Origin of the sequence: Bifidobacterium sp. ESL0728 (genome assembly GCF_029392015.1) — a bacterium.
Lineage (GTDB): Bacteria > Actinomycetota > Actinomycetes > Actinomycetales > Bifidobacteriaceae > Bifidobacterium.
Map to the genome: position 1 here is coordinate 1,045,267 of NZ_CP113925.1, position 16,863 is coordinate 1,062,129.

Here is a 16,863-nt window from a genome sequence, read left to right on the forward strand (position 1 = left end):
GATAAGCTCTCTATGATTTTTATATATCAGAACCGATAGATGAAGTTTTTCGGTTCATCGCACGCCATATATCCCATAGCAGATATACAGGTTTATTGTTTTGTTGTCCAGCTTGGTGTACGATGCCACGGCGCTTCCACTCGCTGATGGTCTTTCTGCGTACTCTCAAGCCGCAGGAAGCCAGTAGCTTGCTCAATTCTGCTGCCGTGCCTTGTGTCCCGGCACTCGCAAGAGCAAGCATACGTATTTGCTGTATCTCGCGCACATTGAGTGTCTTGCCGCAGCTTGGGCACACTGTCCAGCCTGATTCGATGTCCTGGTCGTTGCACCAGAGTTCGCTTCCACAAGTCGGTTCAGTGCAGTAACCGATGAGCACCTTGTCCTCTGGAGGTTCCAGTTGCCTGTCGAGGCGTTTGCATGCTTCTCGTGCGATCTTGCAGATGCTGCCTGCGTCGTGTCGTGCAAGAAGGTCATCTAGATGTTGTAGTGATCCCTTAAGGATGAATTCGGCGTCGAAGCTGAGCGCGAAGCCCAGCACTTTTGCAAGCTGGCGGGCGAACTTCTTGATGTCCTGCAGAAGCTGCCAAGCTCCCAGATTGAGCGGTATCGGTGCGGCGGTGTAGGAGCCGTGCCCCAACTGCCTTGCGACCACACTGGCCTTTTTCGCGGCGATGTCGCGCAGCGCAGGCAGGTTGGCGGCCAGCGAGCGCAGGTCCTTTTCGAGTTGTTGTTTCCTATCGTTTGCTTCGGCCATGATATGTGTCGTTCCTTCCGCGAGCGCTGTTGTTTTCCGTTTGTGTGTTGTGGTTTTCGTCTTTTTCGGGTTTGGGTCGTGTGCCGTCGTTCCGCGCGTGCCGGATTGTCTGGGAGCCTTCATTTCGGTGTCGGGATAAGGCAGATTGGATTGCGTACATTATCGCGATTCCCGCCGCGAAGGTCAGCATGCAGATGATCAGCACCTGCATGATCAGTGTTCCAATGTTGTCCATCGTCATGCGTTTCAAACCTCCTTGAGTGGACGTACACGAACGTAGAACCCGCAGAATTCGCAGCGTTCGACGATGTCGTGGGTGGAAACGTTCATCCGATAGCATCTGGGGCACCGGTAAGCGGTCTCATCATGGCCCGGCACGTAGCACGGGTTATGCCGGCTGAGGCCACACTTGAAAGGAGACATTATGCTTTCAACCGACATATCGGATGATTTATCGACCATTCTGCGTGCGAATTCGAGCACGATACAGGCATCGGCGAGATACTTCTCCCGAACGGTCCCGGGCATCTGCTCCCAATCGCCGTCCAGATTCTGGGCCAGCGCCTTCGCGCCAGCCTCAATCTCCTCGGCTGTCACTTCTGCGGTACGGCCACGCTCATAAGCCTCCCGCATATCATCGGTCGTCACACCATCCAGATACGCAAGCTTGCCCCTATAATCCCTACGAGGCTCATAGCCCGGCCAATACTGGGCGGGAAATGCTTTCTCTGCTTCCTCGGACGCGATACTCATTGCAGCCCCTTCCCCAAGTCCGCGAGCGCCGGCCGCGAGTCATGCGCCAGAAGGTAATACCAACAGCCACGGTCACACAAGTTACGGTGATCAGAGGCTTTAGCGCAATGCTTGTCACCGCACTCCGGACAGATATACATGACCGGGAGAACGTAATCGCGATGGAATCTGTTCCACCTGTCAAGGCAGGCCCAGCAACACGACTTGCCCCCTACTAGAGAACGTTTGATTCTTTGCCACAGGCTCATTGCAGATCCTTCTTCAGATCCGCGAGCGCCGCTCTCGTCTCGCTGACTTTGTCGTGTAAGCAGCGGGCGGCCTCGTCGCACTTGGTTCCGAATGTATAAGCCGGGATGAGGCTGGATTGCATGGCGAACGTGTCGAAGGACATACCCGCTGTCATCAGCAAGGTTTTCGCATAGGTTTCATTGACGAGCCTGTCGAGTGCGTCCCTGCCTCGTGTGACGGTCAGGTTCTCCATTGGTGTGCCCCCGATCTTCGGCAGCCACCATCTCGCAGCCTGGTCGGACTTGCACCGGTCACAGATCATCTCGAACTCACACCCCTCGGCATCCACTTTGCTGATGATGCCCTTGTGGTGGTAGCTGTGATGGTCGAACTCCACAACGTCACCCACATGGAAATCGTCTATAGTGACCTGCTTCGCTATTTCCTTGCTCATTGTTCGTCCTTTCCGAAACCGATGCGAGGGAGGGCATAAATGTCGGGATCTTCGATAACGGTCGCGATTTCACTTGAATCTCGTGTCGAGCCCTGCCCGTCGTTGATGCATTCGAGTTCGCCGCCCTGTTCCGCGAATTCATCGACAAGTCGGATAGCATCACGCTTACTGGATGCCCGAACAACAGCCCCATACGTGATCTTCTGCCAGAGAGAGGATTCGACCAGATACGTTTTTGTCTTACTCATCGGTGGTTTCTTTCTCGATGTCGTTTCTCAGAGATTTGATGGCTTCGGGGTTGAGCCCTGTGATCTGGCGTATCGCCTCATCATCATCGCCCATACGGATAAGCCGAAGCGCATCGTTGATTCTCGTTTGATGCTTCTTCACGTTCATTTCCTCCCTTTCTGGTTTTCCCTGCGTCATGGGTTGGGCATGTTCGGGGCACAGGTCATGGCGCGAACACACACAGTGCGTCCAGCCATGCCTTCCCGCCTCCCGGCTCGCCTCACGATACGAGCCGTAACCTTTGCCGGCCGGCATCATCCTGCCGCAGCCGTTCCAGTCGCAACGAAGCGTATGCAAGCCGTTAATCAGACAGTCGCTCATGACGTTTCCCCACAAATCCGATCATGGATAGCCACGCTAAGCTCGGCCTCTGCGATGATTCTTTTGGCGGCTTGGATGACCAGCCTCGTCGTGGTCACATCGAGATCACCGTCCTCGTCGGTAATCTCGCAAATCGTCGTGTACGGCGTCCCGGTTATCGCCGTCACCGCCCAATCACGTTTCCCCGTCCGGGTCTCGATCGTCATGCTGAGAACAGGCAGGACGTCTTTCTTCTCCACGCTCATTCCGTCTCCTTCGATTGTTCAACGCCAAGTTTTTCGAGATCGTCTATGATGCCGTCACACTGCTGGCGCATCAACTCACACATCTCCCGCACATCTTCGGCCGGCATGCGGCGGAAAGCCATGTCGGCACCGCGCACGAGACTGATCGCCGTCATACCGGATTTGGCATCCACAATCTCCGACTTGCCAAAAGGCAGGATGACCCCGTTCCTTTCCGTCGCCACGATAATCGGCATGTGCCCACTCATTTCGCTTCCTCCTGTTTGTCTGAATGCTTCTTCGCCTGTTTGTCGCGAAGCCGGTCGAGGTCGTCGGCGATGGCCTGCAGATCGACGGGCTTGCCGGCGACGATGTCGGTGCGCGCCTGCCGGTCGATTGCGTTGAGGATCAACGCCGGGGCGAGCCCTTCCGCGTGCCCGGCCAGCATCGCGGTATCCGCAGACCCGACCTCGAGCATGATCTCCTTGAAACGTGCCTTGATGATGCGTTCCGCCGTCTTTTTGTCGGTCATCGGCATTTCGGTGACCATGTCGAAGCGGCGCAAAGCCGCAGGGTCGATCAGGTCGGCAAGGTTCGTGGCCGCCACCAGCAGGTGAACGGACTTCCACCCATCCATGGCCTGCAGAAAGACGTTGGCCGCGCGGCGCATCTCCGCAACATCCTCCGAAGAATTTTTGCGGGATGTCAGGAGCGCATCGGCCTCGTCGAGGAACAGGAGCGTCGGATACGACGTCTCACGACCCAGCACGTCGAAGACGACGCCGATGTTCCGCAGTGTCCCGCCAAGATCCGAAGTGATCAGCCTGTCGGCCCTGACCCTCGCGAGACGCATGTCGAGTTTGTCGGCCAAGCTCATGGCCATCGTCGTCTTGCCCGTTCCAGGAACCCCCGTCAACAGCACCCTGCTCACAGGCCGTAGATGGTGCTCCTCCAAGCGCCTCCTCGCCTTGCGCTCCGCGACTATGGTGTCAAACATCCGTTTCGCTTCCACGCCCCATACCGGCTCGTGGCCTTCATCGACGCCAGCGCCCGCGTCGGTCAGTGTGTTGAAGACATTCCGCTCCTCCATCTCGTTCATCCCGACCTCTATGCCGCTCATGATTCCGCCTTTTTGATTTCGTTTATTTTGATGGGCGCGTGGTGTGTCTGCGCCATGAATATGGCGAGCAGCAGCTCGTCGTTGGAATACCGGTAACGCTCTGAATGGGCGAAGCATTTGCACCGCCGCGCCACGCACAAGCGTCCGCCGATCGGCACGAGCACCTCGTCAAGACGCCGGCGCAATGACGCCATCTCGCCGTTGGTGAGCCGGTCGGCCACCTCGTTCGTGGTTACCAGGAAATTCTGGTCGCCGAGAATGTTGAGGCCGTGCCCGCTGGTCAGATCAGCCCAACAGCTTTTGACCTCATAGGCCGTGAATTTCCCGAGGCCGACGCTTGAAGGATTGGGATACGGGCTGCCGCACATGTACGGGTCGAAACCCATGAAATCCACTCTTACCGCATTGCCGGTCTTTGGATCCTCAAGCATGACCTCGGGGGCCGAGAACCGGTGCCGTGACTCGCACCTGCGTTGCACCATTTTCGACAGCATCGCCGTCGTCTCCTCACGTTCGCTCATTTCACTTCCTCCTTGCACATCCCGCAAGCCCGTCGAATAAAATTCGCCAGCCGCCCGCGAGCGCCGTCATGAAACTGAGGACGCTTTTGCCGGCGTCGTGAAAAGCGTTGAGCGCATCATTCATCTGCTGCCGGGTTGCACAGGCTGAACACAGGTCGGGTTCGACCCATTGGCATGAGCCGTTCGCGGTGTGGCAGGCGTGGAGGTCGTCGCACCCGCAGACCCGGCAGCGTTGCCGTGAAGCGAGCGGGAAGCGGGGGCAGGGTCGCGTGTTGATCATGCGGTTCCATCCGACGATGCACGCCTGCAGGCGGTCGCCGCCATCCCACGAATCCGTGTACTCAGGGAACCTGAGCCTCATCTCGTACCCGCAGCGGTTGCAGCGGAAGATGATGAAATCCGCTCCGATCAGTTTCATATCCGAAGTGTCGGCCTTGACCTTTCCTCCACACAGCGGGCACGGGCTTATCCTGTGGTATCTCAACAGAGTCCTTCTTTCCTGATATTCGCGATGGCGTGATCGATTCTTTTTCTATTCGTCTTTTCTTTCGGTTGCTTGCCCGAAGTCTGAAGATTGCCCAGCATCTGCAGCATCGTCCTGTACTGTTTGATGTCTCGGTCGAGGCAAGTGTGCGTGCGGTGATCGGTGGGCGTCTGATCTGGCAGGTCAAGGCCGGCAGCCTCGAAAGCCATGCGCAGGGAGTCCAGGTCAAGCATCCGGTGATGGAAACTTTTGATCTGCTCTGGCATGAATCGTTCGAGGAAAGCAAGGTCGAATTTCGGGTTGCTTCCTGCAGGGTGCAGCGTCCAGCGTCCAAGCTGAATCTCAGCGAACACGCACAATACTGTCACCTGATGATGGAAGTCCGAAGCTCTGCCGAAAGCGTCGTGAAGAAGGCCATTGGCCGTATGCATCGCGACCACTTCTTCCGTCATCGGCATGATCGTGTCGTCGCCGACGCCGAAGACCACATGCCGGCTGTCCATCACGCGTTTGGCATCCATCGATGTGACCCGCAGCTCGGCTTCCAGCACCGTGTCATGCTCAGGGTCGAGGCCAGTGGTCTCGATATCAATCCAAAGGAGCCGTTCGGGCTTGCCTTCTTCGGAACTCTTGCTCATCGTCCGTCCTTTCGATACTGGTTTGCGATGATGGCCATGCCGTCTGCGATTCTCCGGATGTTCTTTTCGAGGCAGTCGTACAGTTCGCTCGGTTTGATGCCGAGTGCCTCGTTGTGCTGCTCCATCTCCGCGAGCTTGTCCGTGGTGGCCAGCGACACGTTCTTCTTGTCGATATGCTTCGTCCTGACCATCGGCAACACGCCGTGCGGGCAGACCAGTCCTATCTCAAGGTCGATTGGCTGTGGTTCCGTCCACTTGGACTGCTTCTTATCGCTCATTTCTGTTCTCCCTTTCTTCGAATTCGATGGTTGCGTTATTTTCCAGCCTCCAGGGTTGCGAGCCGTCGAGGGTGACCACGACCACGCCGGCCGAATCCTCCCTGACCTTTGTGAGCTTCCCGTGGTCGACGAAGCCCGTGCCCAGGGTCACCGTGCACATCTTTCCGGTGTGTATGGCGATGCCGAGCCGACGCCACTTAAGCCCGGTCGCGAGGAACCATTCGTCCTTCTCGGCCTCGGTGAGCGGCTCTCTGGTGCCGTCGTCCAACAGCCACATCCACCCGTCGCGCGTCTTGCACGGCACCTCGCTCGGCTCATCCACCCACGAATGGATCAGCCACCCGTACCGGTAGGCGAGACCGGGATGGGCGTGGATCTGACCATGGCAGCCGGTCGTGCCCGACCCCTCGAGAAACATCAGATTCGAAGGGCTGTTGAGCTTCGTGAAACCGTGGCTTCTGGGCCTGCGGTGATGACGGGACCCGCCCGACCAATCAGGATTCTTCCCGTCGATCAGGCACCGCCGTTCGTCGCGCCGATCGACGATCGCGCAGATTTCCTTGCTGGGTTGGCTGCTCATGCTTTCACCCCCATGTTTGCGTGGAGCGGGCAGTACACGTGGCCGCGCTGCACGCCACGTGAGCCGACGGCCCATCCCTGGTCCGCGAGCGCCGCATTGATATCGGTGTCGGTGTAGCCGTCCGCCGCCACATGCTCGGTCAGGCCGTCGAAATCCTCGTCCATGAGCCTGATATGGCAAGTACAGCCCACGGCGTCGCAATCCACGTCGCACACCGGCGGATTGTCGGCGAATTCCCCGATTTTCTCATAGGGCAAGATCTTCACGCTCATGCTTCCTCCAATCCTTCGTAACCGGCTGGCAAACCGAGTTCCTTCAGCGCCTCATGGCCGCTTTCACCGTTGTTGAGCAGCTCCGCGAGTCGACAGGCGAGACCGTCCGGCTCGCTGCCCTCCTCGTCACGGCGGAGCAGACCGAGCACGTGCTCGCACTTCCACGAGTGCGTGTGGTTCTTCGGTGCCTCGGTTTCGTCCGCACCGTCCTGCTTGTTCTTGGCCCCGTTGTCATGCATGAGGTTGTAAATCGAGTCGTTCTCGAGCCATGCTTGGAATTTCTGGTTCCAAGCCCGGCTTTTCGTGCCGTTCCCAGTCATGTTCTCCCGGAAGCGTTTGGCGGAATGGTCGAGATCGACGCCGTGCTCCAGCGCGTAGATCCGGTGGGCTTCGGTCGGCTCCCAGCCGTCCGGCAGCGTCGTGCTGGGATGCTTCACCTGTTTCGATTCCATCTGCTGCGGGTCCCCTTGGGGGACTACAGGGGGTAGTAATGGTTTATCTAACGGTTTGGGTGCACGCCGATGCACCCCGTTCGTGCCTGTGCGTGCACCCCGTCGAATTTGACGAGGTGCATCAGCGTGCACTCCGCTAGTTGCACGCGGTGCACGCTGATGCATGTCGTTCTTCTCGTCCGAACCGTCGCCACGGGGTGCATCGGCGTGCACGTCGTCGGCCAGTGAATGTTCGATGGCATGCTCCTGCGCGACGGGCATGCCGCTCTTGCCGGTAGCCGGCATGTTGAGGTCCCACACCACCGGACGCCGGTCGGCGCGATAATGCAGCGTCAGCCTCTGATCGCCCCTGCGGATTACCCCTGAGCGCTCCATCTCGGCGATATGCCTCAGCACGCAGCGCCGTTTCAGGCGCACAAGGTCGCACAGGGTGTCGATGGCCGGATATGCACCCGTACCGTCCGGACCGGCGAACTCCGCGAGCGCCATCAGTATCAGGCGTTTGGTGGTGTCGCTGCCCACGGGAGCATGCCTGAGTGCCCAGCTCGATGCCTGGTAGCTCATGCTTCATCCTTGCCGTATTTGCCCACGAGCGCCTTGGTTTCGGCGTCGCTGATGGGGTAGCCGAGGGTTTCGAGGGTCTGGTAGTAGGGGGCGATGATGTCCTTGCGGCGGTCCTTGTCGTCCCATGCCTCCCAGTCGATGAGGCTTTCGGCGCGGGCGCAGAGCAGATGGAGGAGCCCGAGTTGTGGGTTCTTCTCCTGTTCCTGGCGCATGGCCTGCCAGTTGTCGGGTTCGATGAGGTGCCAAATGCCGGCCTTGCTGTCCTTCTTGGGGTGGGGGAGGATGTTGCCGGCGATCCGATTCCATGCCTCCACCGAGAGGTCGTCGATGTTGATGTCGCCGTGTCGGCTGTAGTTGTAGGAGCTGGTGCCCATCAGGTCGGCGAGCGCCAGGGCGGTGACCGCGTCCGTGATTTTCGGCTTGGTGAGGGTGTGGAGGTTGGTGTGGAGCCATTCCTCGCGCAGCTCGCGGCTGGTCGAGTCAAGGTCCTTGATTGGCTGAAGTCTGATGTGTTCCTTGGCCTTGCGCTTTTTCTCCTCTTCCTTTTGCTTTTCTTCTTCGGAATCGTCTTGATGCTCGTACACCCAGTATTTGTCCACGCCGGTCGATTCGTGCTCCACCAGGAGCATCGGGTGGGGGTCGCCATGAAGATTGAGCCACCCCTCCCACTGGTATTTGAAGGTCTCGCTCTTCTTCGCGCAGATTAGATCGGGGTACCGGTAGCCCTTGCGATTGTCGTAGGCTTTGCCCTCCAGCTCCGACACCTCCAGCTTGAGGTTTTCGACGGCGAGACGGGCGGCCGCGCTCCACTTGCGCTCCATACGGCGTTCCCGCAGCCGTTGGAGCCTGTAGCCCCAATTGTCCGTTCCCGCCGTCTCGGCAAGCTCCGCCTGTGTCTCCGGATCGTCGTCGAACTCCGCAAGCGCCTCCAGATCGGAGACCGATAGTTGCGCGAAATCCTTCGACTTGGATCTCACAGTCTCGGGGATCGCGGCCATCTTCAGGCGCAAGCGCACGTATTTCGCGCTGCGTCCCGTTTTCTTGGCTATCTTGGGGGCAGTGTCGCCGAGGTCGAGCAGCCCCTGGTAGGCGTCGGCCTCCTCGATTGCGCTGAGGTTCCTGCGCTGGCAATTCTCGACGATCATCAATTCCAATTGCTGCTTGTCATCCAGGCTGTCGATGATGCACGGCACTGTCTCCAGTCCCGCGAGCCTAGCGGCCGCAAGCCTGCGATGCCCCCAGATGACACGGTATCCATCACCATCGGGATTCTCCACCACAAGCAGGTTCTGTTTTATCCCTTGGGCTTTGATGCTGTCGGCCAGCTCACTCACGTCGCCGACATCCTTGCGTGGGTTGCCGGGATGCGGGTGCAGATCGCTCACTTTGATCATCTGGATGTTGTTGTCACTCATGATTGCTCCTCCTCGACCAGCCGTCCGACAGAATCCAGACGGCCACCCAAAAACGCCATATCACCGGCCTCATGCCTTCCGGACGCGCGAAGCGCCTGGGCCAGCAGCTCCGCGGCCACTGCAGCCGTCCGCCCGGCGTTCCCTTTGGTCACTATGGGGTCGAGTTCCACCGGTGCCAGCAGTTTCCCGTCCTCCAAGGTTTTGGGCAGGCTGATGGAGCCCAAAGGTCTCTCGCCCCACGGGGTCGTCACCGAGAGCACGAACCGCAGCCCCTCGGGAATATGATCTTTATCGTTGTTATCGGTCATCTTGATCTCCTTTTTTTATTTCCTCCCGCCGAGCCACCCGACGAATACCGTCAGGGCGATCAGCAGGGCGAGGATAAGATTGCTCATTTTTTTTCAGAACTCCGGCTGGCCGGAATCGACGTTGCCGAACTCGGCGTCCGCCTCCGCGTCGGCCGCGCGTTGGGTGAACGGGTCAGTGCCCAAAGCCGGCTGCTGGCCGGCGTTCTGCCGTGCCGGCTGGCTGTTGGCGGGGAATGGCTTGCGGTTGGGGTCGCCATACGTGCCGTTGAACCCGTGTCTCTGCGTGATCCGGTGCACCTGGGCGGTGGCATAACGCAAAGACGGGCCGATCTCGTCGACCGTCAGCTCCACCACCGTGCGGTTGCTCCCGTCGTTGGCCGTGTACGAGCGCTGTCCGAGCGTGCCGCGCACAATCACCCGCATGCCCTTCGCCAGGCTTGACGCGCAATGCGACGCCATGTCACGCCAGGCCGAGCAGCGCATGAACAGCGCCGGCCCGTCCTCCCAACCTTTCGTCTCACGGTTGAACGTCCTCGGCGTCGAAGCGACCGTGAAGTTCGCCACGGGTGTCCCGCCGCCGGTCGTCCTCAATTCGGGGTCAGCCGTAAGGTTACCGATGATCGTCAGCATCGTTTCACCTGCCATCGGGCTCGCCTCCCACATAGCGTGCGAGTACGGAGTATTTGCCGTCACGGCGTATGTACCTCGCCTCGAAACTGCCCTTGGGCGCGAAGCTGTGCAGATGTCCCGTGCGGATCCGCGTAGCCAGGTCACGCGCACGCTCGCGCGCAAGACCCGACTCCACCATCGCGACCCTGCCCCGGTGGTCGGTCAGCGCCTCCGCAACCGACCACCACCTGCCGCGCTTTGGCTCGCACTCGACCGCGCCTTCAGGCCAGTCGTCGCCGACCCATTCCAAGCCATCGGCATCGGCCTCCTTCGGTTTCGGTGCCTGCACTGTTGCCTCGGCAGGCTTCACGAGTTTCGGCGTGCCCTTTGTGTCGGCCGGCTTGTCCTGTACAGGTTGCGGGGGGACGGTTCCGGCCGACTTGTCCTGTTTCGTGGGAATCTCTCCGGGTATCGTCTTGCCGTTTTTCCGGCACCAGCGCCCCAGGGCAAGCCTCTCCGCCGGTGTCAGCGTCTCGCACCCGTCCTTGCGGGCGAGATTGTAAAGGTTCTCCAGATAATCGTTCGAATAGCGCCCCATCATGCCGCCTCCACGGTCGAGCTCATCATGTGGTCCTTCTCCCAGCGCACCACATCGGCCAGGTCGTATAGGATTCGCACGCCATGCGCACCCGTCCGGCCCTGTTTGCTGAAGTGTGGCCCGCAGCCTTGGTAGCGCCAGTTCGCCAGCGTCCCCATCGCGCAATGCCACCGCGCGGCGAGCTCCCTGCTGGTCAGCCACACCCTTTCCCTATCGGCTTTCGTCATCCTCGACCTCCTTCGCCTCGTCGCGCCCCATCGGCGTGAGCCGATAGCGCGTGCACCGTCCGCCCGACTCCGTGACGCCTTCACGGTCGAACTCCTCGACCATGCCCAGCTTCGTGAGCTCCTTGAGACGCGTGCGTATCGTGCTCTCGCCCAGCGGGTGCGCCTCCGGGTGCCGGAGACGGTTGATCCGTTGCGCCTGCCTCGCCACACGCCACGCCTCCAGCGGCATGCCCGAATGCCGCCGCAATTGGTACATCGCGACGAGCGTCAGCTTCTGCTTCTGCACGACGTTGACACCGGTCGCGGCCAGCTGGCTCGTCCACGGGTCGCCGGCGCGGGTGCCGGCCACAGTGGGCTCGTCGATGCTGCCTTGGATGAGATGGGTCATTGTGGTATCCTTTCCTTGAATGTTGTTTTGAAGCCCCGTTGCCGCGGGGCTTTTCTTTTGCTGAAAATCAGAGACTGATCGCGCTCGTGACCAGTGACGCGGTAGTGTAGGTCACCGTCTTGCCTTGCTTGGAACCCGTCGCCGCGATCACCATGATCACGCCGTAGACGAGCAGTACCCATGCCTGCCAGCTCATTCGCCGCCTCCCTCGAGAATCGTGACCGCAATCAGCGGGCAAATCAGAAACGCCCACATCGCTGCGATCAGATGCAGCAGCGGCGTCTCGCATGCTGGGCCGGTGCACATCCACAGCACGACTGCCAGCATCGATGCCGCGACCAGCAGCAACCCCAGCATGGAAAGCGTTCTTTTGAATTCCTCACTCATGGCTCGGCTCCTTTCCGGTCCCGGGTTTGCTAGAATCCGGTGTATGAACGTGCTCGATATCATCGCGGATATAGGAAGCATGGTCGGCGGGCTCGGTGGCATCGCCGGCATTGTCGCCCTGGTCCAGACGCATGCGGCCAACCAGCTCGCGAAGCAGGCAAACGCCACAGCGAAGGAAGCCAACAGGATCGCCGGAGACTCGAAGACGCTGGCCGGTAAGGCCAACGACCTTGCATCCAAGGCGAACGAGATAAGTACAGACGCGAACACGATCAGCAACCGGGCGCTTGCCGTCACCGCGGACCAGACGGTCTACAACTGGCGGGTCGAATTCGATGGAAAAAGCTCGACCGTCTACATCGTGAATGATTGCGGTCACGAGGCACGAGACGTGACCGTGTTCCTTCGCCAGGAAGACGAGACCCTCACTCACCGACGGTTCGAGGAAATACCCGCTTTCGGAGAGGCTTCGCTCGAATGCAAGCTCCTCACGAAGCAGATTCGAAAAAGCCAGCAGTCCATCGACAGGAATAATGCCAGCGGATTCGTCTTTATTCTCGGAAGCGGCTCTACCGGCGCAACTGTCCATATCGTCTATACCACTGAGCTCGGCAGCCGTAGAACCGATAAAATCAAGAAGAGCTTCACCGACGGAAAGCGCCATTGAATCATTAGCAATCATGATTCCGTATCCGTTTCGATGCGCTTGTACATAGGACTCACCAACGCCTTTCAAGATTGTCTACTTCCACGAAGCAGGAAAAGTAGGTTCCTTCCATCGTTAGAATTGGAATTGCAGTAACCAGAAATCCAATGAAGGAAGGAAGTATTGGCATGGCGTACTCTTTTAGATTCGAGACGAAGGCTGGGCAGGTGCGGCAGATTGATCTTGCCGGCGACGATGATGCGGTGCATCTCCTTGAGAATCTCGATCAAGGATTGAAGGACGGGGAGGCGGTGTCCATGATGGCCAACGTCAAGGGGGTTTCCGTCCCATGCAGCGTCAACGTCAACCCGCGCGCGATGGTCTGGTGGACGCTTGTCGACACCGACACCATCTCGGACGGAGCCAGAATCGCTTTCTCCTGACCTTTGCCGCGACTTCCCGCCGCCCAGATACTCCAGTGCCCGGGCGATGTCACAGGTGCTGATTTCTATGCAATCACTCATGATCCATCTCCTTCGATTGGTTGGTGTCCGCGAGCGCCGTGGCGGCAGAAGGCTGACCCTGAGAACTGCAAATAGCGTCCTGAATGTTAAAAATTTCTGGAGGAAAGAATTCTGAGGGTTTTTCTCTGGTTGCCTCGCTTAGGTGCACTAACTCACTAACGTCGAATCCTCTACGACCTGAAATTTTTGCGTTAAATGACGAATAAGGTATCTCTGACATCTCTGCGAGCGCACGTTTCGTCATGCCGTGCTTGCGACGGATTTCATCAACTCTATGGCCGACTTCTGCATTTACGTTGCTCATGTGAGCCACAATATACTTTATATGTGAAATTGTCAAAACAGGTATGTCACAAGTGAGAAACAACTTATTCGGAATGTGAATTGCAATTGCTTGAATTAAGATATAAGATGCTCACATGACTCAAGAGCAAGATATACGTAGCCAACGTTTTTCACAGTTAGTTGGGCTAGAACTGAAAGCTAATTTCGCTCGATGCGGAATACCTCAGAGCAAGGTTGCTGAACTGCTGGGACATTCAAAGTCGGGATATTCAAGATGGCTGAATGCTAAACCGTCTATGCCTTTGGAAGCTCTTTTGAATACCTGTGAACTGCTTAAGATTAATCCCGGCAAAGTTGTTGATTCGGCGTATGAGCGATTAATTGCTGAAATGGGCGAGTATAAACCGCCGAGAAGCGATCAGGGTCGGGAGGCAAAAATTCAAGATATGATTATGAATCCTGATAAGTATGACCTTGCCGCGAATCGTGATAAGTACAAACAAGCAGAGAAAGATATACCACTCGATTGACGAGAGGGGATACTGTGATGATGCAGTGTTACGACGAGATGCTTTCCACGGCTCAGGCATTGGGATTCGAGGTGATCGAAGAATCAATACCCAGCGATTGTGATGGCCTCTATTTGTGGCCATACCGTCTGATTGTGATTGACCAGAATCTCCCGGAATATGTGCGTCGATGCACATTGTGTCACGAATTGGTCCATGCCGAACACGATGACCGAGGCTGTGGATCGAGAACGGGTATGGCCGCCGAGGCCAGAACAAGACGTGAGACGGCGCTGCACCTCATTGATGTGCCCAAGTACAAGCTTGCGGAAGAAATGTACGATGGGGATTCTTCCAAGATTGCCAGTGAACTCAATGTGACGAGGCAAGTGGTCGAAGATTTCCGATCGTGGCTGCAGAATCAAGAACCTCGAAGGATAGTGATGAAGGCATGTTAGCGAATATTTGTTGCCGGAGTAGCTTAAATCGTTCTGTTGGATTGTTCTTTCAGCATGCTTTCGATTCGCTCAAGCCTCTGCGAGACGTCCTCGATTTGTGCCCTTGTGATTTCAGTGCTCTTTTTCTCGTCTGCGCTCACTTCGTCGACGATCCACGAGCCGAATGTGCCAGTGATGACACCGATGAGGCCGATGCCGGCAAGCATAAGCACGAAGGCAATGATACGACCGGTGGCGGTGACAGGCACAAAATCCCCGTAGCCGACAGTCGTTATAGTGACGAACGTCCACCACAAAGCCTGAGGCCAAGTGTGTATGTTGGCTCCGGGCGCATAGCGTTCGGCATCAAGCACAGCGAGAGATCCAATCAGTACCAGGAGCACGGCGCAGGCCACAACGTAGATGATGATCTTGCCGCGCAAAGCCATGCCGCTCGTCCGATGCAACGTGTTGAGCGCTGTCAGTACTCGCAACGCCCTCAATGGCCTCACGACAGGAAGAACGACGACTGCAAGATCGAACAAGTGAGTCTTGAAGAACTTCCACTTGCCGTCCGCGAGCGCGAAGGATATCACGTAGTCGAGTGCGAATATAACCCACAGCCCGTTCATCGTCCATTCGGCGGCGGTGTTCCAAATTCCTTTGGGTTCGTCGATTATCTGCCACGCGTAGATAATCAGGAACACTATCGACAGTATCGTCAGCGGCCACTCGGTGACCGACTCCCACTTCTTCAATCTCATAGGTATGACTTTGCTCCCGAAGCGGGACAGAGACGGATTTATAAATTGTGTTGCACGTCAATGTGTGGCTTGAAGGAAAAGAGATAATTATGAAACTGAAGAAGATAGCAGCAGTTGTGGCTTCTCTGGTGATGCTTACGGGATTTGCGGCTTGCGGGTCGTCGTCGCAAGGTGACGCAGGCAAAAGCACCTCGTCCTCGCAGACGAAGCCTGCACCGAAACCTGCGGATCTCACCGGTACTTGGAAGCAGACGAATTCCGAGTCAAAAGATACTTACATGGAGGCCATAGTCACCGCCAACTCAATCGAGATCAACTGGGTGAAGCCCGACCAGAAGAGCCTGTATTGGAAGGGCACGTTCACCGCACCGACCAAAGCCGGCGCATACTCGTGGACGAGCCAGGGTGATACCGAGACCATGAAGACCTCGATTATGGCCTCACAGGATGCGACGAAGAAATTCACCTACGACGGCAAACAGCTCACCTATGAGCAGTCCGCCCTGGGCACCACAACGACAGTCCGCATGAGCAAGCAGTAAACCGTCCCGAACGAAGAAGATGCCCCCGCCAGGTTGCAGCCCGGCGAGGGCGGTGAAACGGATTCAAGTGACTAGTAAGAAGTCGTTCCGTGCTTTATTCTAGCGCGAAACGGCGGAATCGAGCACATCATGGCGAGCATCACCTCATATCAGACCGCCAAGGGCACCAGATACATGGTCGGATACCGCAAGCCTGACGGCAGCCATACCACAAAGCGAGGGTTCAAGCGTAAGCTAGACGCACGGCGATGGGCGACCGAGAAGGAATCAAGCAAGAACCACGGCGAATTCATCGACGAGTCCTTGAGCAATGTGACAGTCGGCGAGCGCAGTGGCGCGTGGCTGTCGAAAAAGAGCATGAGTTTGAAGCCCAGCACCTATCGTGTCGTGGAATCGACGTGGCGCAAGCATGTGGAGCCGATATGGGCTTGCAGGTCTGTCGGGGGAATCAGGCGCGGCGAGGTGCAGGAATGGGTGACCGATATGGCTGCCAGCATGTCAGCCTCGGTCGTTATCCGAGCCTATGGGATCCTTGCCGGTATCCTCGACGATGCGGTAGGAGACCGGATGATCGCGCGGAACCCTGCGCGTGGTGTGGAGCTGCCCAGGAAGCGACGCCGTAAGCATATCTATCTGACCGTCAGCCAGCTATACAACCTCTCCGGCGCGTGTGTGAACAAGCCCGGACGGGTGACCAATCTCGACCGTGAACACGCGGTCCTGGTGATACTGCTGGGGACGGTGGGTCTCAGATGGGGCGAGGCAATCGGTCTATATATAAGGAACGTGGATATGAAACGGCACCGTATCAGCGTCGAGCAGTCCGCGACTCAGGTTGGCAGTGCTATCGAAGTAGGAACACCCAAGGCGGGGAAGCCCAGAACAGTCATATTCCCTGCAGTGCTCGATGGCGATTTTTCCAAGCTTATGAAAGGCAAGAGGCCAGATGACCTTCTTTTCTCATCAGCCGATGGTGGGCATCTGAAACAGGTAGCACCGGGCAGGGTGGACGGTTGGTTCGGCTCCGCCTGCAGGAGAGCTGGAATTCCAAGGATGACCATTCACGATCTGCGCCACACCGCAGCGAGCCTCATGGTCCACAGCGGGGCGAACGTCAAGGCGGTGCAAAGACAGTTGGGGCACGCGAGCGCCAGCATGACGTTGGATGTTTATGCTGATCTTTTCGATGATGATCTGGACGCTGTGGGGGAGGCCATGAACTCTATTTTGCTGCGGAATGAACTCAAAATGAACTCACGGAAGCCCGCGAGCGCCGCGTGAGTTTTTGAGAAC

Annotated in this window: 31 protein-coding genes; 6 read left to right on the plus strand and 25 right to left on the minus strand. The window is 57.8% G+C overall.

The features are described 5' to 3' along the window. Positions 1-19 precede the first annotated feature (19 nt). The 23 genes from OZX67_RS03885 to OZX67_RS03995 all read right to left on the minus strand — a co-directional run bounded on the left by OZX67_RS03885 (position 20) and on the right by OZX67_RS03995 (position 11,863). On the minus strand, positions 20-754 hold the full coding sequence (locus OZX67_RS03885) for a hypothetical protein (RefSeq protein ID WP_277144372.1): 735 nt from the start codon (positions 752-754) through the stop codon (positions 20-22). Positions 755-1,000: 246 nt separating this feature from the next. After that, positions 1,001-1,507 carry a hypothetical protein gene (locus tag OZX67_RS03890; RefSeq protein ID WP_277144374.1) on the minus strand — a complete coding sequence of 169 codons (507 nt, stop codon included), beginning with the start codon at positions 1,505-1,507 and terminating at the stop codon, positions 1,001-1,003. Positions 1,508-1,751: 244 nt separating this feature from the next. After that, entirely contained in the window at positions 1,752-2,189 is a 438-nt protein-coding gene (locus OZX67_RS03895) for a hypothetical protein (RefSeq protein WP_277144375.1), read from the minus strand. Next, positions 2,186-2,437 (minus strand): hypothetical protein, encoded by a 252-nt coding sequence (locus tag OZX67_RS03900; protein WP_277144377.1) that lies wholly within the window; start codon positions 2,435-2,437, stop codon positions 2,186-2,188. Before OZX67_RS03900 ends, OZX67_RS03895 begins: the two co-directional genes overlap by 4 nt. Next, the gene (locus OZX67_RS03905; protein ID WP_277144379.1) at positions 2,430-2,798 is read right to left on the minus strand and encodes a hypothetical protein; all 369 of its coding nucleotides are present in this window, start codon (positions 2,796-2,798) and stop codon (positions 2,430-2,432) included. The genes OZX67_RS03900 and OZX67_RS03905 overlap by 8 nt, the downstream gene beginning before the upstream one ends. Then, positions 2,795-3,043: a hypothetical protein gene (locus tag OZX67_RS03910; RefSeq protein ID WP_277144382.1), complete on the minus strand. Its 249-nt coding sequence runs from the start codon at positions 3,041-3,043 to the stop codon at positions 2,795-2,797. The genes OZX67_RS03905 and OZX67_RS03910 overlap by 4 nt, the downstream gene beginning before the upstream one ends. Beyond that, positions 3,040-3,291 (minus strand): hypothetical protein, encoded by a 252-nt coding sequence (locus OZX67_RS03915; protein ID WP_277144384.1) that lies wholly within the window; start codon positions 3,289-3,291, stop codon positions 3,040-3,042. Before OZX67_RS03915 ends, OZX67_RS03910 begins: the two co-directional genes overlap by 4 nt. Further along, the gene (locus OZX67_RS03920) at positions 3,288-4,142 is read right to left on the minus strand and encodes an ATP-binding protein (protein WP_277144386.1); all 855 of its coding nucleotides are present in this window, start codon (positions 4,140-4,142) and stop codon (positions 3,288-3,290) included. The genes OZX67_RS03915 and OZX67_RS03920 overlap by 4 nt, the downstream gene beginning before the upstream one ends. Continuing rightward, a complete protein-coding gene (locus tag OZX67_RS03925; protein WP_277144388.1) occupies positions 4,139-4,663 on the minus strand; it encodes a hypothetical protein in 525 nt (174 codons plus the stop codon). The genes OZX67_RS03920 and OZX67_RS03925 overlap by 4 nt, the downstream gene beginning before the upstream one ends. A 1-nt stretch (position 4,664) precedes the next feature. Further along, positions 4,665-5,081, minus strand: coding sequence for a hypothetical protein (locus tag OZX67_RS03930; RefSeq protein WP_277144390.1), 417 nt, complete (start codon positions 5,079-5,081; stop codon positions 4,665-4,667). A gap of 62 nt (positions 5,082-5,143) precedes the next feature. After that, positions 5,144-5,785 (minus strand): hypothetical protein, encoded by a 642-nt coding sequence (locus OZX67_RS03935; RefSeq protein WP_277144392.1) that lies wholly within the window; start codon positions 5,783-5,785, stop codon positions 5,144-5,146. Beyond that, positions 5,782-6,063, minus strand: coding sequence for a hypothetical protein (locus tag OZX67_RS03940; RefSeq protein ID WP_277144393.1), 282 nt, complete (start codon positions 6,061-6,063; stop codon positions 5,782-5,784). The genes OZX67_RS03935 and OZX67_RS03940 overlap by 4 nt, the downstream gene beginning before the upstream one ends. Beyond that, complete coding sequence (locus OZX67_RS03945) at positions 6,053-6,643, minus strand: hypothetical protein (protein ID WP_277144394.1); 591 nt, start codon at positions 6,641-6,643, stop codon at positions 6,053-6,055. Before OZX67_RS03945 ends, OZX67_RS03940 begins: the two co-directional genes overlap by 11 nt. Further along, positions 6,640-6,915 carry a hypothetical protein gene (locus tag OZX67_RS03950; protein ID WP_277144396.1) on the minus strand — a complete coding sequence of 92 codons (276 nt, stop codon included), beginning with the start codon at positions 6,913-6,915 and terminating at the stop codon, positions 6,640-6,642. Before OZX67_RS03950 ends, OZX67_RS03945 begins: the two co-directional genes overlap by 4 nt. Beyond that, positions 6,912-7,931: a helix-turn-helix domain-containing protein gene (locus OZX67_RS03955; protein ID WP_277144398.1), complete on the minus strand. Its 1,020-nt coding sequence runs from the start codon at positions 7,929-7,931 to the stop codon at positions 6,912-6,914. The genes OZX67_RS03950 and OZX67_RS03955 overlap by 4 nt, the downstream gene beginning before the upstream one ends. After that, on the minus strand, positions 7,928-9,346 hold the full coding sequence (locus OZX67_RS03960) for a ParB/RepB/Spo0J family partition protein (protein WP_277144400.1): 1,419 nt from the start codon (positions 9,344-9,346) through the stop codon (positions 7,928-7,930). The genes OZX67_RS03955 and OZX67_RS03960 overlap by 4 nt, the downstream gene beginning before the upstream one ends. Continuing rightward, the gene (locus OZX67_RS03965) at positions 9,343-9,654 is read right to left on the minus strand and encodes a hypothetical protein (RefSeq protein WP_277144402.1); all 312 of its coding nucleotides are present in this window, start codon (positions 9,652-9,654) and stop codon (positions 9,343-9,345) included. Before OZX67_RS03965 ends, OZX67_RS03960 begins: the two co-directional genes overlap by 4 nt. 93 nt (positions 9,655-9,747) lie before the next feature. Then, positions 9,748-10,299: a single-stranded DNA-binding protein gene (locus tag OZX67_RS03970; protein WP_277144907.1), complete on the minus strand. Its 552-nt coding sequence runs from the start codon at positions 10,297-10,299 to the stop codon at positions 9,748-9,750. Further along, positions 10,289-10,864 carry a hypothetical protein gene (locus tag OZX67_RS03975; protein WP_277144404.1) on the minus strand — a complete coding sequence of 192 codons (576 nt, stop codon included), beginning with the start codon at positions 10,862-10,864 and terminating at the stop codon, positions 10,289-10,291. The genes OZX67_RS03970 and OZX67_RS03975 overlap by 11 nt, the downstream gene beginning before the upstream one ends. Further along, the gene (locus tag OZX67_RS03980) at positions 10,861-11,088 is read right to left on the minus strand and encodes a hypothetical protein (protein ID WP_277144406.1); all 228 of its coding nucleotides are present in this window, start codon (positions 11,086-11,088) and stop codon (positions 10,861-10,863) included. The genes OZX67_RS03975 and OZX67_RS03980 overlap by 4 nt, the downstream gene beginning before the upstream one ends. Next, a complete protein-coding gene (locus OZX67_RS03985; protein WP_277144408.1) occupies positions 11,072-11,476 on the minus strand; it encodes a replication-relaxation family protein in 405 nt (134 codons plus the stop codon). Before OZX67_RS03985 ends, OZX67_RS03980 begins: the two co-directional genes overlap by 17 nt. A gap of 67 nt (positions 11,477-11,543) precedes the next feature. Further along, the gene (locus OZX67_RS03990; RefSeq protein ID WP_277144410.1) at positions 11,544-11,672 is read right to left on the minus strand and encodes a hypothetical protein; all 129 of its coding nucleotides are present in this window, start codon (positions 11,670-11,672) and stop codon (positions 11,544-11,546) included. Next, complete coding sequence (locus OZX67_RS03995; RefSeq protein ID WP_277144413.1) at positions 11,669-11,863, minus strand: hypothetical protein; 195 nt, start codon at positions 11,861-11,863, stop codon at positions 11,669-11,671. The genes OZX67_RS03990 and OZX67_RS03995 overlap by 4 nt, the downstream gene beginning before the upstream one ends. A gap of 43 nt (positions 11,864-11,906) precedes the next feature. On the opposite strand from OZX67_RS03995, the gene OZX67_RS04000 reads away from it, so the two are divergent. Further along, on the plus strand, positions 11,907-12,530 hold the full coding sequence (locus OZX67_RS04000) for a hypothetical protein (protein WP_277144415.1): 624 nt from the start codon (positions 11,907-11,909) through the stop codon (positions 12,528-12,530). 167 nt (positions 12,531-12,697) lie between these two features. Further along, on the plus strand, positions 12,698-12,952 hold the full coding sequence (locus tag OZX67_RS04005; protein WP_277144417.1) for a hypothetical protein: 255 nt from the start codon (positions 12,698-12,700) through the stop codon (positions 12,950-12,952). Between the two features lie 73 nt (positions 12,953-13,025). Here OZX67_RS04005 and OZX67_RS04010 read toward each other — a convergent pair whose 3' ends face one another. Continuing rightward, positions 13,026-13,337, minus strand: coding sequence for a helix-turn-helix transcriptional regulator (locus OZX67_RS04010; RefSeq protein ID WP_277144419.1), 312 nt, complete (start codon positions 13,335-13,337; stop codon positions 13,026-13,028). A 115-nt stretch (positions 13,338-13,452) separates the two neighbouring features. On the opposite strand from OZX67_RS04010, the gene OZX67_RS04015 reads away from it, so the two are divergent. Together OZX67_RS04015 and OZX67_RS04020 are read left to right on the plus strand one after the other, a co-directional pair. Continuing rightward, positions 13,453-13,848, plus strand: a complete 396-nt coding sequence (locus OZX67_RS04015; protein ID WP_277144421.1) for a helix-turn-helix transcriptional regulator — start codon at positions 13,453-13,455, stop codon at positions 13,846-13,848. A gap of 17 nt (positions 13,849-13,865) precedes the next feature. Continuing rightward, entirely contained in the window at positions 13,866-14,285 is a 420-nt protein-coding gene (locus tag OZX67_RS04020) for an ImmA/IrrE family metallo-endopeptidase (RefSeq protein ID WP_277144423.1), read from the plus strand. 23 nt (positions 14,286-14,308) lie between these two features. On the opposite strand, the gene OZX67_RS04025 is transcribed toward OZX67_RS04020, so the two are convergent. Next, on the minus strand, positions 14,309-15,028 hold the full coding sequence (locus tag OZX67_RS04025; protein ID WP_277144425.1) for a potassium channel family protein: 720 nt from the start codon (positions 15,026-15,028) through the stop codon (positions 14,309-14,311). Positions 15,029-15,117: 89 nt separating this feature from the next. Between OZX67_RS04025 and OZX67_RS04030 the strand changes: the two genes are divergently transcribed. Together OZX67_RS04030 and OZX67_RS04035 are read left to right on the plus strand one after the other, a co-directional pair. Continuing rightward, on the plus strand, positions 15,118-15,570 hold the full coding sequence (locus OZX67_RS04030) for a hypothetical protein (RefSeq protein WP_277144427.1): 453 nt from the start codon (positions 15,118-15,120) through the stop codon (positions 15,568-15,570). Between the two features lie 129 nt (positions 15,571-15,699). Then, entirely contained in the window at positions 15,700-16,851 is a 1,152-nt protein-coding gene (locus OZX67_RS04035; RefSeq protein WP_277144429.1) for a site-specific integrase, read from the plus strand. Positions 16,852-16,863: the final 12 nt, after the last annotated feature.

What these genes read in the sequence shown, in the direction of transcription:
- OZX67_RS04010 (WP_277144419.1), bottom strand. Translation starts at nt 13,337, where the DNA reads ATGAGCAACGTAAATGCAGAAGTCGGCCATAGAGTTGATGAAATCCGT.
- OZX67_RS03970 (WP_277144907.1), bottom strand. Translation starts at nt 10,299, where the DNA reads ATGGCAGGTGAAACGATGCTGACGATCATCGGTAACCTTACGGCTGAC.
- OZX67_RS03950 (WP_277144396.1), bottom strand. Translation starts at nt 6,915, where the DNA reads ATGAGCGTGAAGATCTTGCCCTATGAGAAAATCGGGGAATTCGCCGAC.
- OZX67_RS04025 (WP_277144425.1), bottom strand. Translation starts at nt 15,028, where the DNA reads ATGAGATTGAAGAAGTGGGAGTCGGTCACCGAGTGGCCGCTGACGATA.
- OZX67_RS03905 (WP_277144379.1), bottom strand. Translation starts at nt 2,798, where the DNA reads ATGAGCGACTGTCTGATTAACGGCTTGCATACGCTTCGTTGCGACTGG.
- OZX67_RS03960 (WP_277144400.1), bottom strand. Translation starts at nt 9,346, where the DNA reads ATGAGTGACAACAACATCCAGATGATCAAAGTGAGCGATCTGCACCCG.
- OZX67_RS03940 (WP_277144393.1), bottom strand. Translation starts at nt 6,063, where the DNA reads ATGAGCGATAAGAAGCAGTCCAAGTGGACGGAACCACAGCCAATCGAC.
- OZX67_RS04005 (WP_277144417.1), top strand. Translation starts at nt 12,698, where the DNA reads ATGGCGTACTCTTTTAGATTCGAGACGAAGGCTGGGCAGGTGCGGCAG.
- OZX67_RS03930 (WP_277144390.1), bottom strand. Translation starts at nt 5,081, where the DNA reads ATGAAACTGATCGGAGCGGATTTCATCATCTTCCGCTGCAACCGCTGC.
- OZX67_RS03985 (WP_277144408.1), bottom strand. Translation starts at nt 11,476, where the DNA reads ATGACCCATCTCATCCAAGGCAGCATCGACGAGCCCACTGTGGCCGGC.
- OZX67_RS03990 (WP_277144410.1), bottom strand. Translation starts at nt 11,672, where the DNA reads ATGAGCTGGCAGGCATGGGTACTGCTCGTCTACGGCGTGATCATGGTG.
- OZX67_RS03925 (WP_277144388.1), bottom strand. Translation starts at nt 4,663, where the DNA reads ATGAGCGAACGTGAGGAGACGACGGCGATGCTGTCGAAAATGGTGCAA.
- OZX67_RS03890 (WP_277144374.1), bottom strand. Translation starts at nt 1,507, where the DNA reads ATGAGTATCGCGTCCGAGGAAGCAGAGAAAGCATTTCCCGCCCAGTAT.
- OZX67_RS03975 (WP_277144404.1), bottom strand. Translation starts at nt 10,864, where the DNA reads ATGATGGGGCGCTATTCGAACGATTATCTGGAGAACCTTTACAATCTC.
- OZX67_RS03915 (WP_277144384.1), bottom strand. Translation starts at nt 3,291, where the DNA reads ATGAGTGGGCACATGCCGATTATCGTGGCGACGGAAAGGAACGGGGTC.
- OZX67_RS03895 (WP_277144375.1), bottom strand. Translation starts at nt 2,189, where the DNA reads ATGAGCAAGGAAATAGCGAAGCAGGTCACTATAGACGATTTCCATGTG.
- OZX67_RS04030 (WP_277144427.1), top strand. Translation starts at nt 15,118, where the DNA reads ATGAAACTGAAGAAGATAGCAGCAGTTGTGGCTTCTCTGGTGATGCTT.
- OZX67_RS04020 (WP_277144423.1), top strand. Translation starts at nt 13,866, where the DNA reads ATGATGCAGTGTTACGACGAGATGCTTTCCACGGCTCAGGCATTGGGA.
- OZX67_RS03935 (WP_277144392.1), bottom strand. Translation starts at nt 5,785, where the DNA reads ATGAGCAAGAGTTCCGAAGAAGGCAAGCCCGAACGGCTCCTTTGGATT.
- OZX67_RS04000 (WP_277144415.1), top strand. Translation starts at nt 11,907, where the DNA reads ATGAACGTGCTCGATATCATCGCGGATATAGGAAGCATGGTCGGCGGG.
- OZX67_RS03900 (WP_277144377.1), bottom strand. Translation starts at nt 2,437, where the DNA reads ATGAGTAAGACAAAAACGTATCTGGTCGAATCCTCTCTCTGGCAGAAG.
- OZX67_RS03910 (WP_277144382.1), bottom strand. Translation starts at nt 3,043, where the DNA reads ATGAGCGTGGAGAAGAAAGACGTCCTGCCTGTTCTCAGCATGACGATC.
- OZX67_RS03945 (WP_277144394.1), bottom strand. Translation starts at nt 6,643, where the DNA reads ATGAGCAGCCAACCCAGCAAGGAAATCTGCGCGATCGTCGATCGGCGC.
- OZX67_RS03980 (WP_277144406.1), bottom strand. Translation starts at nt 11,088, where the DNA reads ATGACGAAAGCCGATAGGGAAAGGGTGTGGCTGACCAGCAGGGAGCTC.
- OZX67_RS03955 (WP_277144398.1), bottom strand. Translation starts at nt 7,931, where the DNA reads ATGAGCTACCAGGCATCGAGCTGGGCACTCAGGCATGCTCCCGTGGGC.
- OZX67_RS04035 (WP_277144429.1), top strand. Translation starts at nt 15,700, where the DNA reads ATGGCGAGCATCACCTCATATCAGACCGCCAAGGGCACCAGATACATG.
- OZX67_RS03885 (WP_277144372.1), bottom strand. Translation starts at nt 754, where the DNA reads ATGGCCGAAGCAAACGATAGGAAACAACAACTCGAAAAGGACCTGCGC.
- OZX67_RS04015 (WP_277144421.1), top strand. Translation starts at nt 13,453, where the DNA reads ATGACTCAAGAGCAAGATATACGTAGCCAACGTTTTTCACAGTTAGTT.
- OZX67_RS03965 (WP_277144402.1), bottom strand. Translation starts at nt 9,654, where the DNA reads ATGACCGATAACAACGATAAAGATCATATTCCCGAGGGGCTGCGGTTC.
- OZX67_RS03920 (WP_277144386.1), bottom strand. Translation starts at nt 4,142, where the DNA reads ATGAGCGGCATAGAGGTCGGGATGAACGAGATGGAGGAGCGGAATGTC.
- OZX67_RS03995 (WP_277144413.1), bottom strand. Translation starts at nt 11,863, where the DNA reads ATGAGTGAGGAATTCAAAAGAACGCTTTCCATGCTGGGGTTGCTGCTG.